At 62.8% G+C, this 15,389-nt stretch carries 11 protein-coding genes and 1 tRNA gene; 4 read left to right on the top strand and 8 right to left on the bottom strand.

Annotated features, from left to right (window positions below; genetic code table 11):
• Positions 1 to 90: 90 nt before the first annotated feature.
• Positions 91 to 414 (bottom strand): hypothetical protein, encoded by a 324-nt coding sequence (locus ACFMO7_RS10510; RefSeq protein ID WP_376795438.1) that lies wholly within the window; start codon positions 412 to 414, stop codon positions 91 to 93.
• 518 nt (positions 415 to 932) lie between these two features.
• Between ACFMO7_RS10510 and ACFMO7_RS10505 the strand changes: the two genes are divergently transcribed.
• Positions 933 to 1,658, top strand: a complete 726-nt coding sequence (locus ACFMO7_RS10505; RefSeq protein ID WP_376795437.1) for a hypothetical protein — start codon at positions 933 to 935, stop codon at positions 1,656 to 1,658.
• A gap of 62 nt (positions 1,659 to 1,720) precedes the next feature.
• On the top strand, positions 1,721 to 3,211 hold the full coding sequence (locus tag ACFMO7_RS10500; RefSeq protein WP_376795436.1) for an alkaline phosphatase family protein: 1,491 nt from the start codon (positions 1,721 to 1,723) through the stop codon (positions 3,209 to 3,211).
• Here ACFMO7_RS10500 and ACFMO7_RS10495 read toward each other — a convergent pair.
• The 7 genes from ACFMO7_RS10495 to ACFMO7_RS10465 form a co-directional block, all read right to left on the bottom strand.
• On the bottom strand, positions 3,186 to 3,941 hold the full coding sequence (locus ACFMO7_RS10495; RefSeq protein ID WP_376795435.1) for an RNA polymerase sigma factor: 756 nt from the start codon (positions 3,939 to 3,941) through the stop codon (positions 3,186 to 3,188). The genes ACFMO7_RS10500 and ACFMO7_RS10495 overlap by 26 nt on opposite strands.
• A 462-nt stretch (positions 3,942 to 4,403) precedes the next feature.
• A complete protein-coding gene (locus ACFMO7_RS10490; RefSeq protein WP_376795434.1) occupies positions 4,404 to 5,330 on the bottom strand; it encodes a hypothetical protein in 927 nt (308 codons plus the stop codon).
• 27 nt (positions 5,331 to 5,357) lie between these two features.
• Positions 5,358 to 6,752 (bottom strand): AI-2E family transporter, encoded by a 1,395-nt coding sequence (locus tag ACFMO7_RS10485; RefSeq protein ID WP_376795433.1) that lies wholly within the window; start codon positions 6,750 to 6,752, stop codon positions 5,358 to 5,360.
• A 416-nt stretch (positions 6,753 to 7,168) separates the two neighbouring features.
• Positions 7,169 to 7,239: transfer RNA gene (locus ACFMO7_RS10480), tRNA-Gln, on the bottom strand.
• Positions 7,240 to 7,278: 39 nt separating this feature from the next.
• Entirely contained in the window at positions 7,279 to 7,977 is a 699-nt protein-coding gene (locus ACFMO7_RS10475) for a 2-oxoacid:acceptor oxidoreductase family protein (protein ID WP_376795432.1), read from the bottom strand.
• Between the two features lie 7 nt (positions 7,978 to 7,984).
• Positions 7,985 to 10,033: a thiamine pyrophosphate-dependent enzyme gene (locus tag ACFMO7_RS10470; protein WP_376795431.1), complete on the bottom strand. Its 2,049-nt coding sequence runs from the start codon at positions 10,031 to 10,033 to the stop codon at positions 7,985 to 7,987.
• 361 nt (positions 10,034 to 10,394) lie between these two features.
• On the bottom strand, positions 10,395 to 11,987 hold the full coding sequence (locus ACFMO7_RS10465) for a PLP-dependent aminotransferase family protein (protein WP_376795430.1): 1,593 nt from the start codon (positions 11,985 to 11,987) through the stop codon (positions 10,395 to 10,397).
• Between the two features lie 288 nt (positions 11,988 to 12,275).
• On the opposite strand from ACFMO7_RS10465, the gene ACFMO7_RS10460 reads away from it, so the two are divergent.
• Both ACFMO7_RS10460 and ACFMO7_RS10455 read left to right on the top strand, forming a co-directional pair.
• Positions 12,276 to 13,127 (top strand): translation initiation factor eIF-2B, encoded by an 852-nt coding sequence (locus ACFMO7_RS10460; RefSeq protein WP_376795429.1) that lies wholly within the window; start codon positions 12,276 to 12,278, stop codon positions 13,125 to 13,127.
• Positions 13,128 to 13,707: 580 nt separating this feature from the next.
• Complete coding sequence (locus tag ACFMO7_RS10455; protein WP_376795428.1) at positions 13,708 to 15,345, top strand: gamma-glutamylcyclotransferase family protein; 1,638 nt, start codon at positions 13,708 to 13,710, stop codon at positions 15,343 to 15,345.
• The last annotated feature ends 44 nt before the right edge of the window (positions 15,346 to 15,389 follow it).

Raw genomic sequence — 15,389 nt, 5'->3', positions numbered from 1 at the left:
CCTGGATGCAAAGCCCGCTGCGTGCCCGCCTCTGCATCGTGTAAGCCCGACCCGAGAAGAGCCGCGGAACAGCAGCCGGCTCCGACAATGTCAGACCCGCTCTCCCGCCCCCGCAACCATCACTTCGATGTGACAACAGACCTGCTCTACCCATTCCGGTTCCTGGGCAGCTTCGACCTCGCTCCTCTCGCCCGTGTCGCCGAGATCACCTGCCACCATCGCTTCGGCCTCCCCGGCTGCGGGGATAGCTCTCTCACCAGCCTCTTGAGCGCCCACCGCTCGCGGCTCAGAGGAATAGGTCGCCCGCTGACTTTTCTCTCGAGAAGAGAAGACGCTGACGTCCGGAACCATGCCCTGGTCCGGGGCCAGCATGGGACTCCAGCGCATCCTCCATCCAACAAGATAAGCCTTCATGCTCCCTGCTACCTCCCAGCAGGCCCTTCTGGCCTGCTTTCTTCGCTTAGCTTGACTTCGCTTCATGCTCGTGTCTTCTGCTACTGGCTCGTTTGTCGGCCTGGGGTCGGCTCAACTCAGAAGGGGCGGCCCTGATCAGGTCAGCCTGTGAGCGTTCGTTCGCACGCAAGGGGAGAAAGGGAAGCTCTGATCAGGCCGCCTTGTACCTGCCACAGTATGGCACGCTCTCCCTGGTCATGAGAAGAGAAGCTCAGTTGTGATCGGGTGATATATCTTATTTCCAGGTTAAAAATTGAAGACAGGAAATGATTGTTTTTCTTTACATTTAGAACATTTATCTTAACTGCCCCTAAACCAGGATAGACAAGAACTATTTCCTGGAAAAGAGTATACTACATATGCGGCATGTGTCGCATGCTCTGCCTCGTCAAAGAGAGAGGGCGGGCGGCAGGAAGCTGCCACCTGTGGAGGAGGATGACGTGAAAGACGAGGAGCGCAGAGGATCGCGAGATCACCGGATGGCCTCGATTGCGAGGCCGACCAGGGCGGGCAAGGCCATCATAGAGGGAGAGCCATTAGCCCTCATCCACCTGCAGGCGAGCGCGCAGTCGGCGGCGGCCCTTGAGCGAGCCATACGCCGTATTCGCCAGCAGATTCGCGCCAGCGATCTGATCTTCTCTTTAGAGGGTGAGTGCGCTCTGCTCCTGCACTCGGCCACGCTGGCGGGAGCGGAGACCGTCCTGAGGCGCCTTCGTCCGCTGCTGGCCGATGTCGAGCACAGCGCTCGCTGCCTGGCAGGAGAGGCAGCACGCCAATTTCTACACGAATTGCAACGTCGCCAGCCGCGCCTGATCGAAGGAGAGCGACACGAGGAGCAGGGAATTGGTCATAATAAACAGGCAGAAGCGGCGACACGCTCCGACGCGGATCAGAGCCAGGCGGCCAGTCAGCTTCCCTATCTCGCTTTTCTCTCCAGTTATCCTTCCATTCGTCTTTTACAAATTTTGCCCTACGAGCTGGCCCGGCGCTACCGCTGCGTCCCCATTGGGGCTGAGCGGGGTACCCTCACACTGGCCACAGCGCGTCGGCTTGATCGCGCCACCCTGGACCATTTACAGACGGTGACCCAGCGTGCCATTTTCCAGGTTCGCTGCGAGCCGGAGATGATCAACGAGATTCTCTCCTACTGGGAGCAACAGCAGCGGGGGCCTCTGGCCGAGCAGCCGCACCAGAATCAGGTCTGATGCCGACCGGGCAAAGGAGCGCCAGAGGGAACCCAAGAGAGAGCGAGAGAAGGTGAAAGAACATGACACAAGTGGTCATCCTGGGATTCGATGGCATGGACGCTGACCTCCTGCGAGTCTATGGTCCCGCCCTGCCTCACCTACGGCGCCTCATGCTAGAGTCGCCTTTCCTTGAACTGACCTCCAGCATTCCGCCGGACACCTTTCCGGCCTGGGGCAGCCTCTACACCGGCCTGAACCCTGCCAACCACGGTCTTCTGTCTCTCCCACCGGGAGACGCCGAGCAGAGCGGCAACCGTGACGGCGAGCCGCCGGCCCTCACCTGTGGCACCACTTTCTGGGACCTGGCCAGCGCCAGCGGCAAGCGGATCTGCGTACTCAATCCCTACCTGGCTTATCCTGCCTGGCCCGTCAACGGCGTTATGCTGGCCCTCTCGCCACGCGATGGCAGTCTCAGCATTGCCCCAGACGAATACGAGCTGAGCCTGGCCTTTCCCGCCCTGCCGCGCCTGGCTGAGCAGGCTGTGCGGCGCGACGAGCTGCGGACCTTCTATCACGAGCTTGTGAGCTGCACCCTGCAACAGGCGGCTCTCGGCCTGGAGCTACTGCAACAAGAGTCCTGGGACCTCTTCTTTCTGCAGCTCAACGCGCTGGATAGAGTGCAGCACCTTTTCTGGCACTACAGCGATCTCAGTGACCCAGCCTACCCGGGACAGAGCGAGCACCTCACCCGCATCCAAAGCTTCTATCGTCTCTGTGACCGCATCGTCGGCGAAGTGCGGGCCGCGCTGCCAGCCGAAAGCGTCCTGATCGTCGTCAGTCCCTACGGGCACGGGCGTCGCAGCCACCAGCGAGTCAATCTCAACGAATGGCTGCGGCAGCAGGGGCTACTGATAGTGCAGGCTCGTAGCTCGCGCCTTCTGGAGCGCCCTTTCTCAGGCCGGTTGTCCTGGCGCTCGGACTCGGACGAGTTGCTGGCCCATGTCGGGCTAATCGCGCGCGAGCGTCAATCACCTGGTCGTTCGTGCTCGCGCCTCATCGACGAAGAGCGCTCTCTGGTACGCGCTCTGGGCCTGGGAGGCGATGGACCATTCGGCGGCCTGGTCCTTCATCGCCGGGCCATCGAAGCACAAGGTCACGACTACGAGGAAATGCGCGCAAGCCTACAGGAAGAGATTCAGAGCCTGCGCTCACGAGGTCGTCCATTGCTACGCTGGGTACGCAAACGCGAGGAAATCTATCAGGGCAGGTATTTGGAGCGGCTACCAGATCTCCTGTTCGAGCTACAGAGCGATTTTGCACTCGGCGACGAGCTGTATGTACCGCTGCTAACAACGCAGCCAGGAAGGCGGACTGTCTCGGGGATCCATCGCAAGGACGGTGTCTTACTCATCGGTAACCTCCTCCACCATGAGCCAAGAGTAGGCGATGTACATGAGATCACGGTGATGGATGTCGCTCCTACGGTGCTCAGCCTTCTCGGGCTTCACAACGCGGTTCGCTTCGATGGGCAGTCCCTGCTGGCACTCAGGGCCGCCGAGTCGCTGTCGTGAAATAGCGTTCCGCAAGCGGCTGAGCAGCTACCACCTGGTCGTTCGGGCCGCTTGCCAGAGCCTGGCGAAGGTTGGAGAGGGCGCTCTGGATACGCTTTTTCAGGGTATTCTCGGAGATGTGCAGGGTCCGAGCCATCTCAGGTAAGGTCATGCCGCTGTAGTAGTGCAGGACAATGGCCACCCGCTGTTTGATGGGCAGCTCCTCGACAGCCCGCGCCAGATCCCAACTGCGCTCAAGTGAACCTTTGTGCAGCTCCGAGGAACGGGCCAGCAGGTCCGTTTCAAGGTCGCACAGGGCCTGACGCAGAAAGGCGCTGGAGCGCGCCAGACGACGCTTGAAGCTGATGCATTGGTTGACTACAATGCGTACCAGCCAGGGACGTAAGGCTCCAGCCTCCCGCAGGTCCGCCAGATGGTGCCAGGCTTGAATGAGGGCATCTTGCACGATGTCTTCGGCAACGTCCCGATCGCCGACAATCATGAAGGCCGTCCGCAACATCAGAGAGCTGTATTGCAGGGCAATATCGCTGAAGGCGTCTCCGTCACCGCGCAGCACCCGTGTAATGAGTAGCTGCTGCTGATCAGCCAGCTCCTCGCGCTCACTGCTCTCCGACTCTTCTGAAGGGAGGCCGCGCCCGGGCGCAGATAGCAGCGGCCCAAGGGCAGGAGCCGCCATCGCCGGCCCCGCCGCGGCAAGCTGGCATTCTTGATAGGCGCTGAGTGAGAGCATGGTCTCCTTAACCTCCTGCATATGCAAACCACATACAGATATATAACATAGTATATACAATAAAGCAAGGGATGCATACCTATAATTGTCTGTATAGAAAACCTTTGTATAAAGTTGAGCATACTTTTTGTGTGCATCGTGTAAACAATCACCCGACAGCCCGCTCCGCGGTTCACCAGCATCCCTGAAACATCAGGAGACAAGTCGCCAGACCTGACGCCATTCCCCCGTCACACGCCAGCTCCCGCTTCCTTCGATGATTGCCAAAACTGCCGTCCGCAATGGCAGACCACCCTGCCTTTCGTTTCTCCCCTCTCCTGCCGTCAAAAAGGCCTGCCGCCGATCGCCATCGAAGGTGACAGGAGCAGCCAAAGGCCGGCACACTCATGAGCGACCTTACAAAAAACAGGCAAAAAGGATCCTCAGCGCAGGCTGTCCGACCAGGGAGGAAGGGCCGAGTCGCTACAGGGGGAGAGAGCCACGGACAGCGGCCAGAACTGCAGTGCGGCCCTGCTGCTGTTCCAGGGCCAGGAAGCGCTGGAGGCCCTGGCCATAGAGGTCGCGGCGACGCAGCAGGCGTCGGAGCATCCTTTCCTGGCCCAGGGCCTGCACGACATGATAGGCGGCCCACTCGGCGAAGCCCTCGGCCACCAAGAGGGGCAGCCCTTCGAGGCCCTGCCAGGCCTGCCAGGCGTGCGCCAGCTCATGGGCAGCCACAGCCTGAAAGAGATCGCGCGGCAAATAGTGCTCGATGTAGATATCTTGTTCCCGGCCTTGGAGCAGAAAAATACCGAGTAGGTGGGGGTCGCCGGCCTCCCCTTCTCCGCCCGGCCGCGAGCCAGGCTGACGCTGCTGATGCAGCTCCTGCAGGACCGCACGCTCGCATAAATGGAGGCGGGGGAGGGAAGGCAGGGTCAGCCCTGGCGTCTGGGCGAGCACAGTCAAGACCCCCTGATAGAGGGCTGATGCCTCGTCCAGGCCTTGCACGGCCTCGGCCCAGCAGGCCGCGCAGCGCCGCGACTCGCCGCGGCGTCCAGGCAGGCTCCGTCCCTGTTCGTTCATAGGGGCCTGGCAGACATCGCAGCGAGGACGCTCCTCCAGACAGCGCTGGCAGTACTTGACTGGCGAATCCCCAATGAGATAGGCCGTCTCTAGCAAAGCCTGGCCACAGCAGCCACAGAGCGCTACCTGCGTGCGGCAGGTGGGACAGAGCAGGGCTCCGCCCACCTGTTGCAGATGCCGCCCTGGCAGGCCACAGCGCTGGCAGCGTGGCGCTCGACTTTCGCAGGCCGGACAGATGACCAGCCCGTTAGGATAAACCAGGTACCTCCCCACCAGGGCGAGCGGGGTTCCACAGAGGTGGCAAAAGCGAGGGTAGCGACGATTCATGACGCTTTGCCGTCGCGGGACAGCTCTCTAGCGCGACTGCTCAGAAGTCGAGGGGGTCGGTGGCGTCCCAACAGGTCCCTGCACACTGATCACCCCACCGCGATCGCTATCACTATAGCCCGTACTCCTTGTCTCCACGGGAACAGAGGTCGAAGGCGACACCGTGCTCTCTGAACTGCCCGCCGTCGGGGAGGCCTCGCTCATCGAGGGAGGCCGCCCGCCCGGCATAGCCACTGCCGCCTTTACAGGGAAGGAGGTTGGCTTTGGGAGGGGCACCGGCGGTTCCTCGAACTGCTCAGGATTCAGGCTGCGCCATTCCTGCCAGATAGCTACCAGCAGGGCCTGCAATACGCCCGCCAGGGGCGCGGCAAAGATGGCTCCGATCACTCCAAATAGCTCAGCCCCGGCCAGCAAGGCGAAGAGCGAGACCACTGGGTGCAGACCAACGGCCCGTCCGACGATGCGCGGCCCAATGACATCTCCTTCGATGATGTGCACTCCGATGAAGTAGGCCAGCACGAGCACCGCTGTCAGCCAGCCCTGGCTGAGTGCGATGAGCACACAGACCGCTCCCGAGGTCAGCGTTCCCAAGACCGGGATAAACTCTAACAGGAAGGCCAGTACACCCAGTAAGACCGCATAGGGAACCTGCAGGATGAACATTCCCAGACCAACCAGCACCCCTACCAGGGCCGAGAGGAGGAGCTGCCCCCGAATGTAGCCCCCTACAACCCGCTCGACCGTATCCAGCAGGAAACGGGTCCGCGCCCGCTGCTGCGTTGGCACTCCTCGCCGCAGCCAGCGTACGGCATGCTCACCATCGATGAGCAGGTAGATGCTGAGCACCATGACAATGACGATGTCGAGGACCCCTTCGAAAACGCCGGTCACAATCGGCAGGGCGCTGGTGGCAACGTTCTCCAACTGATTAAAGAGCTGCTGACGCAGATCGCTTAACTGGTTCGCGCTGATACCGAAACGGTTGAGAATCTCTTCTAAAGGACTTACTGAGCCTCCAGGTCGCGGTGTCAGCATTTGTTGCACATAATGGGCCAGAGAGAGGATCTGCTCGATTGTGGTGGTGATGACAAAATAGAGGAGGACACTTAGCCCGCCCAGCACCACAAGATAGACCAGGAGAATGGCCACGAGCCGCGGCATAAAGCGTTCCAGCAAGCGCACCGCAGGCGCAATAGCATAGGCCAGCAGGGCGGCGATGACCAGCATCAGCAGCGAGTGAGCAATGTGGCTGATGCCCCAGAGCGCCAGAACGCCGAGCGCCATCCAGGCCAGAATCGCCAGCGGGATATCACGCCTGCGCGTCCAGCGAGCCGCGGAGCGCATTTCTTTCTCTAAGGAGCTTTTGCCGGCTGGTTCCAAGGTTGCTCTACCGGCGGGATCAGTGCCTGAGCCAGTCGTCATCGATAGTGACGCCCCTTTCTCTCTTTCTTGCTTGTTTGCTGGTTTGATAGGATCAGCTAATCACTGCCCCGCCTGAGGGCAGGAGCTTTCAGAGGGCGATCCCCCGTCCGGGCTGGGTAGCCCCAACTCATGATCTCTCTAGCGGCATCGCGATCTCTATCGATTCTGATATTACAACAGGAGCAAGGAGAACAGACAGGTCAAATAGGAAACGCATCTACTTGTTATACGACAGAGCCAGCCAATCGTTTCGGACGTTTTTCAGGTAATCCCTCATATTCGGGCCAGGTCTTCTGCTGGGGCCAGCAGAGCAGATTGCTTCTCGGGGCCAGATGTCTGCCTCCCTTTTCCTCGCCTCGACGCCAGGCGATAGAGAGGCAACAAAAAAGGAGAGGCCATTTTGCCTCTCCTACGGGCTGGGGTGCAGGGATTCGAACCCCGATTGGCCGATCCAGAGTCGGCAGTCCTACCGTTGAACGACACCCCAACAAGCTGGTTTGGACTCGACCGCGCTTGCGTAAGCATATTACCGCAGCCACAAGGATTTGTCAAGCCCCCACTCCCCTGGCAGCTCGAGCCGCCTCCCATGGAGCCAGCCTGCAGCCAGGAGGCGCCGTGCAATTGAGGCGAGCGCGGGCCGCTCTTGGAGACGCAGGGCCAGGGCCTGTTCGAGAGCGGCACGAGGGAGCAGGCCGGTGGCGCCGCAGCAGACGGCCAACATGAAAAGAGAGAGTAAGCCGGGAGGTACCTCCTCCTCAGTCTCCGTCTCCGGCTCTCCGACTTTTGCCCAGCCGCGACAGCGCGGTTCAACAAAGATGCCTGCTACTTCTCGCTGTTGTAAAGCTTTTGCCAGTGCTTGCTGGCTGGGATAGGGCTGGCCCTGGAGGCCGGCGGCCAGCGGAGGGCGACGCCAGGTCGCGATGAAGGCCAAAGCCCCGGCGCGCGCCAGAGGCAGCACGCGCAGCACCTCGCTCATCTCCAGAACGATTAGCAGGTCGGCCTGCCCAGCCGTGATGCGCGGCGTGGAGGCAGGGCCTAGACGTAGCTGGCAGCAAGCGCTCCCCCCAAGGCGGGCCAGGCTCAGCGGCGCGAAGGTCTGCGCCTCCAGGCCGATCTCGTTCGCCGCCAGGGCCAGGACTTCCAGCGCCGTTTGCAGACCCTGACCACCGACCCCGGCCAGAACCAGGGCCTGCCAGCGCAGCTCAACGCCAGTAGACTCGGGCATAAGGGATTTACTCCTGGATCAGAAGGGATGACCAGGCCGGGGTTCCAAGCTGCGGCCCCTCCTCGGCACTGAAGGCCCTCTTCGCCTGCTCCCGCGGCCTGATGGCCTCGAACGGACAGGCTGCGGCACACAGCCCACAGGCCACGCAGCTCAGAGGATCGATGCGCACCCCTGGCATGCGCCCAGTTCTGGACTGCTCGCTCAGGCCGTCCTCCTCTGGCACGAGGGCCACCGCCGGGCAACCAACCTGGTAATAGCAGGGCAGGTCGTTGCAGCCATCTCCGGCCCGGCAGAGCCTGTCATCGACCTGGAACGGCGCTTCCTGGCCAGGCAATAAGCGACCTGGGACCGTGCAGGGTGCACGTGCGATGATCACCGCCACGCCAGGAGAGGTCAGAGCCTCGCGCAGCGTAGCTACCGTCGTCTCAAGGTCATAGGGATCAACCACGCGCACAAAGTTCGCGCCGCAGCCGCGGACGATAGTCTCGATATCGGCCCGTGGCCTCACTGAGCGATCAGCGCCGTCATGCCACGAACCGGGATTTGGCTGCTGGCCGGTCATGGCTGTCAGGCCATTGTCGAGCAAGAGTAAGGTCAGGCACACCCCAGACTGGACAGCGTTCAGCAGGCCGGCAATGCCTCCATGAAAGAAGGTACTGTCGCCCATCGCCGCCAGCACGGGACGCTCGATGCCGGCATATTTGAGTCCCTGAGCGATTCCCAGGCTAGCGCCCATTGAGACCTCGGTCCAGCAGACCGAGAGCGGGGCATGGATCCCGAGAATCGTACAGCCGATGTCGCCAGTGGTGATCACCTCATCGGGCCGATAGCCGGCCGCCTGGAGGGCTTGCCTGAGCGCGTAATAGGTCATACGGTGCGGACAACCGGGGCAGAATTCCAGAGTGCGAGGTAAGGGGGCGAGCATCTCTCCCGACGCAGCGGGCTGAGCCATCTGCTGTGCCAGGGCCTGGGCTTGGGCGGCGGCTTCAGACTGGCCAACCGTCTCTAGCAGGGCTGCCAGGGCCTGGGCCACCAGTTGCGGATCATACTCGCCCACGCGCGGCAGCAATCCCCCGCGCTTGCCCAGCAACCGCACCGAGAGGCCATGCTCGGCGATCAGGGCCGCCACCTGGGTTTCGATCAATGGCTCTAACTCTTCGAGGATCAGCACCGCCTCCAGCGGCTCCAGGAAGGCGCGTAGCTCCTCACGCGGCAGGGGATGCACCAGTCCCAGCTTGAAGATCGCCAGCGAGGGCAAGCCGCCCAGGCGGGCGCGCACCTCTGCCAGATAGCCGGCGCTCACGCCAGCCACCACCACGCCGATCCGCCTACCCTGGGAAGACGCCTCTTCCCGTACATTGGCCGCGCGCAGCACGGTCCCCGCCTGCTCCAGACGCGCCAATGCCGAGGCGTGCTGCTCACGACACCACTGAGGCACCGCCTTCGTAAAGCGTGCCACGTCTCGCCGGAAGCCAGGCGCAGCCTCAGCGGTAGGAGGCGCCAGGGGTCCCACCTTGACCCAGGACTGCGCCGCCGCCACCGCCGTCGTAGAGAGCAGCAGCACCGGCGCCCCTGTAAGGGCCGAACACTGGAAGGCCAGCAGGGTCATCGCGTGGGCCTCTTCGGGATTGGCCGGCATCAAGAGCGGCAGACTGGCCAGCAGCGCGTAGTAGCGCGAATCCTGCTCAACCATCCCGTAGAAAACCCCAACATCATCGACAGCGTAGATGACCAATCCCCCATTCACGCCGCTATGAGCGATCGAGAGCAGCGAATCCGCCAGCACGTTGAGGCCCGACATCTTCATCGTCACCAGACTTTTCCTGCCGGCCCAAGCGGCCCCCGCGGCTACCTCCAGCGCCACCTTCTCGTTGACGCTCCACTCGGCGGCCAGACCAAAGCGTCCTGCCAGCGGCAAGAGGGCTGCCAGCGCCCCACCCCCGGGGTTGCCCGGGTAGCCGGTCGCCACCTGGACGCCGGCCTCCAGCGCCGCCCGCGCTACTGCCTCATCGCCGCTCAAAAACAGCCGCTTGCCCGGAGCGGTCAGCCGATTCAACTCCAGACACTCCTCTCGTTCCTGGCTCTTGCCCTGTCCGTCGATCTCACCCAGTCAGTAAAGGGCCGGACTCTGCCCCCTCTCCAGCCAGATCAGTCAGTCCGCCAGACCCTCTCGCCGCCAGGGAAGGTCAGGACCCCGCGGCAGCAGCGACGAAAGTCAGAGAAAAAGCGCGCTCAGTCCTTCCGCCGGTCAGCCTTCGGCAAGAGCGGTCCGGTCCCGAACCTGGCCTGGCTGGTCCCCATTTTCTGATACCGGGCCAGGACTGTCAACAAACGCCTGTTAGAGCCAGGCTTCCCCCGTGGTAGCGGCGATTCTGGCCCCCTCAAGAGCAGTACCGCCCCGCCCGCCAGGTGCTAGACTAGACCATAGGAATATGCTCAGAGGGGGAGAGGCGGGCCTGCTCCTGGCCACGCCTCAGCAGCAAGCGTTTGAGCACCGTCCCCAGGCGACGGATCCCCTCCTCGATCTGCCTTTCCTGGGGAAAGGCATAGCTCAGGCGGATATACTGCTGACCGCCCCCATCGACATGAAACGGCTCTCCATTGAGGAGGGCTACCCCCTCGGAAGCCGCCTCACGCAGCAGGGTACGCGCCCGCACCCCAGCGGGAAGACGGCACCAGAGATGGAACCCTCCGCCGGGCGTATTCACCCGCACCTCGCGAGGCCAGTAGCGTCCAATCGCCTGAAGCATGAGATCGCGCTTGCGCCGATAGGCGGCACTGAGACGCTGCAGATGGCTATCTAACCAGCCACGTCGCAGGACTTCGGCCACCAGCCACTGACCAAGGGCATTGGTGTTCAAGTCAAAAATCTGCTTATGCAGCGAGAGACGCTCAATCATGGGTTCTGGCCCAGCCAGCCAGGCCACGCGCAAGCCCGGGGCCAGAACCTTGGAGAAAGTGCTCAGATAGATCACCTGCTCGCCGCCATCAAGAGCCTTCAGCGGGAGAGGCGGAGGCGTCTCAAAATACAGCTCGCCGTAGGTATCATCTTCCAACACCGGGACCTGATAACGCCGAGAGAGCAGCAGCAAACGCCTGCGGCGCTCGGGCGACATTACCACCCCAGTCGGATTCTGGAATGTTGGTAGGGTATAGATCAGCCGCGGACGATGGCGCGCCAGAACGCTTTCCAGGAGATCCAGGCGCATGCCCTCACCATCCAGAGGAATACCAATGACTCGCGCCCCCAAGGCGCGGAAAGCCTGGATGGCCCCGATGTAGGTCGGCACCTCGACCACCACCTCATCGCCGGGACGCAGCAAAAAGCGTCCGACCAGGCCGAGGCCCTGCGTCGAGCCGGAGAGGATCAAAATATGTCCGGCCTCGACAGGCACCCCATGCTGGCGCATGCGCATGGCCACCTGCTGACGCAGGCTCTGCAAACCCTCCACCGGGCAATAGCCGAGAGCGCTCTGACGATCAGAGAGCAGCGCATCCTGAACAATCTCGCGGAACAGCTCGGCCGGCAGCAGGGCCGGTTCGGGCATGGCGCTGGCAAAGGAAATCATCTCCCCCCGTTCAGCCAGAGCCATCAGCTCGCTGAGTACTCGCGCATCTGGTCCCAAGACCTCGCTCTCTCCGGCGGCCAGGCCCAGCAGCCAGGAAGGCATCTCCTGCTCGCACTCCTCCTCCTCCTCCATAGCACGCAGGCTGCGCCGAACCAGCGTCCCACGCCCGACATGACCTTCGACGAGACCCTCACTCGCCAGCTCGTTGTAGGCATTCATGACCGTTGTGCGATTGACCCCCAGCTCGCGCGCCAAGGCTCGCTCCGTGGGCAGTCGCGCCCCTTCAGGCAGGGTTCCTGACAGGATTGCTTCACGCAACTGGTGATAGATCTGCCGATAGAGTGGCACACTGCTGCTGCGATCGAGCCTGACAAAGACGGAGGCGGCAGAAGCAGCGGACCACGAACGCGAGCGGTACTCAAATGGGCGTGAGCGTCGCATGTTTTTACCCCTTCCTGCATTGGCTCATACCAATAGCAGTGTAGTGCGCCCGGCAGCGAATCACAAGAGCCAATGCGGGCCGCCCAAACGGAACCAATCGATCCCGCTTTCTTACAGGGGCAGGGGCCAGCCAGGATCCTCCAAGAGATAACTATTAGAGGGAGGGACCGTGATGGGCCGGTAGGCCCCTCCCAGTCCTTTGCAGGCCCTGAGCACGCGCGCGATAATAACTAGTAATGGTATCAACCAGGCCCGAAAGCCAGGATAGAACCAGGAAGGGAGAGAAGCATGAAGAATCTCCAGGAGCGCATCGAGGCTGTGCGCAGCGACCGCGAACATGGCTCACGTTGGCTGGTGGGCGAGACCATCGCCATACTGGAAGAGCTGACACGCGCCCCGGATGGATCGTCGGAAGAAGAAAGACTGGCCCAGATACGCGCCGCCGGCCAGGAGCTGATGCAGGCTCGCCCGGCGATGGCCGCCATCGCCGGAGCAGTCAGACGTATCTTGCAAGCACCAGGGGGACTGGCGGGGATGGCTCAGGAGGCTGCACGTTTGCGCGAGGAATATGCACGCGCCCCACAGGCGATCATCGCCCACGCTCGCCCATTGCTGGCCGGCACCCTGATGACGCATAGCCTCTCGGGCACTGTCCTGGAGGCCCTACAGGCCTGCGCCTCCCAGATCAAACGGGTGATTGTCCTGGAGGGACGCCCCCGCTACGAAGGGCGCGAGGTAGCCCGTCGCCTTCGGGAGCTGAATCTCTCCGTCACCCTCATCACGGATGCCGAAGCCGCCATCTTTCTGCCAGACTGCACCGCCGTGGTGGTCGGCGCCGATAGCGTCCTCGCCAACGGAGATGTGATTAATAAGGCCGGCACAGCCCTCCTGGCCTGGGCTAGCCACGGCTACGGTATTCCCTTCTATGTCCTGTGCGAATCGCTGAAAATCTCGCCCCAGCCCTGGACGGGCGACCTCTCCTTGCTGGAGGAGAAAGAGCCAGAGGAGGTGCTGGACCAGCCAATCGCCGGCGTCGAGGTGCGTAACTTCTATTTCGATCGTACCCCCGGCGAACTGGTCACCGCTATTGTGACCGAACGCGGTTTCTTCAACAAGGAGCCGCTCAACGACTTCCGCTAGCCACAGGTCCTGCAGACTTGGCGAAAGCGCTTCAAATGTGTATCCTATCAATTGCAGTGGTGCAGCCATCTCTTATGGCAATTGCTCCTTATTCCGTCCGCTTGCTCTTCGGAGAGCGAGCGAGATCAGGCAGGGGAGAAAGGAATAGAGACGGGTTCCCTCTGCAGCCGACGCACAGCATCACAGGATAGGGCCGGCCCGAAAACCGCTAGAAGCGCCCCTCGGCCGCGCCCGTCTCGCCTGCGGCAGGCAGGATGAGGTTTTGCCACCGGCGCGGCCCCCGCCAGGAGACGGCAGGGGCAGATAGACAGGCCAGACAAGCAGACAGGCCCAGTGGAGACAGGGGCGCAGAGAGCATACGGCCCTCAAGCAAGAGAGGACAAGACACCTGGCGGCCCACAGGCGGACCTGGCCGGGCAAGGGCCGACGTGGAAATCCTGAGCACGCCAGGCAACAACACCATACGGAGCGGCGCGGCAGGCTGCCGCAGTCGGGGATAACGGAAGGTCTGGGATGAGATGGGACGGGAGTGGGCAGAGCAGGGGCAGCACCGCGCCCGGAGTTGGAAGGGGGAAGTGATATGCACAGCGACGCCGAGCAGCCAGCTCAGGGAGAGCGGCAGGAGAGTCAGCCAGGCGAGGCACAGCCTCCACGAGAGCAGGAGCGGGAGCGCGAGGCTCCGGGCGAGAGAGAGCGAAGGGAGAGAAGAGAGATGCGTGAGGGGCGTGAGACCCGTGGAGAGAAGCGCCGCAAAGGCGATGATTTCGTGGCGCCAGGTGTGCCTATCGTCCGCAGCAGCACACCACGCCCGCCTTCGCTGGCGCTGGGCGAGATGGGAGGCGCATTCGGTGCCCATCCAGCGGACGGCGCCCCCTTTCCCGAGGAGGCCCCGGCAGCGCCTCCTGTGCCCGAGGAATATAGCCCGCTGGAAGAGACGCCGCTGCCAATCGCCAGCCAGGCCGTGGAGAAGGAGGAGGCGGCAGCCGCGACGCAGGCGGGACAGGAGCGCAGCGAATTTCTCTGGCTGTTTGAGTACGGCCCAGAGATGGATGCGGTGGCGCTGAATAGTCCCCAGTTGCTCGATGGGCTGGCATTGCCCTACGGACCGGGCATGCTGAAAGGATACGAGCTAGGTTTCGGCGCAGTGCGTACGGCCACGGGCGAGGTTGTGGCCTCCATCTTGCCAAGTAGCGACCCGACAGCCGCCGTTTGGGGGATGCTCTATCGCGTGCCGCGCCGCCTGGCCCTACCGGCAGAGGATGGCATCGTTCCGCTGGATAAGGTGCATGACGCCGTCGCGCCAATTGGTCTGTTCGAGCCATTGACGGTGGTGGTCCACGAACCCCTGCGCCAGCGCGAGATTACCTGCACAACTTACATCGCTTCGGCTACAGTGCGGAAGTATTTCCAGACCCGCCTGCCAGAGCGCTACGCCGGCGATCCCTATGTGCGCCACTTGCTGGAGAGCGCCCGCCGGCAGAAGCTGCCAGAAAGCTATCTGCTGGACCTGGAAGGCCGGGCCGGCCCCCCCCCTGGCCCTGACCCGGCGAGCGAAGAAACGGTCGCTCGCGGATACGGCGAGGGGCCAGGAGGCCCAGCGGTCACGGTGGCACCAGCACCGTCGGGGCGCAGTGAGCTGGACACAGAGCCGATCGTGGCCATCTCAACCAGGGAGCAACAGACGCAGGCCAGCGGGCCTGCGCCCAGCCCACTAGCCGCCTCCACCTCACCAGAGCGGCCCTGGCCAGCCGCCGGGCAGCCCGCCGAGATTCGCGAGCCAGCACCCTCCGGCCCTCGCCCAGCCCCCCAGGGCTGGCTGCTGGCCCTGGCCGTCTACCACGCGCTCCTGCTGGTGGCCGTCTTGACCCTGGCCGTCGGCGAGGGGCTGGGCTTCGGTCAGAGCATCTTTACGCCCGCTTTCGCTCCCTTCGGCGTGCCCTGGCAGGTCCTGGCCTACGGGCTGCTCGGCGCCTGCGTGAGCTGCCTGGTCTCCTTACGCCAGCCTGGCTCTCGCGCTCAACCACTCTTCCTGCTGATCACCTGGTTCGTACGTCCCTACCTCGGCATCGTACTGGCAATGCTGGCCTACCTGCTGCTCGATAGCGGCCTGGTCGTTTTTGGTTCCTTGCCCGGTCACACCAGCGCCCTCTTCTCCCTGGTGGGCATGCTGGCCGGCTACTGCGAACATCGCTTCTTCTTCCAGCGCCCGCCAGCATGAAAGAGGAGCCAGAATCAATGAGGGTTCAATAAAGGATTGACGGG

It is taken from the genome of Thermogemmatispora sp. (assembly GCF_042408735.1).
Taxonomy (GTDB): Bacteria; Chloroflexota; Ktedonobacteria; order Ktedonobacterales; family Ktedonobacteraceae; genus Thermogemmatispora.
This window is presented reverse-complemented; position numbering and strand designations above follow the sequence as displayed.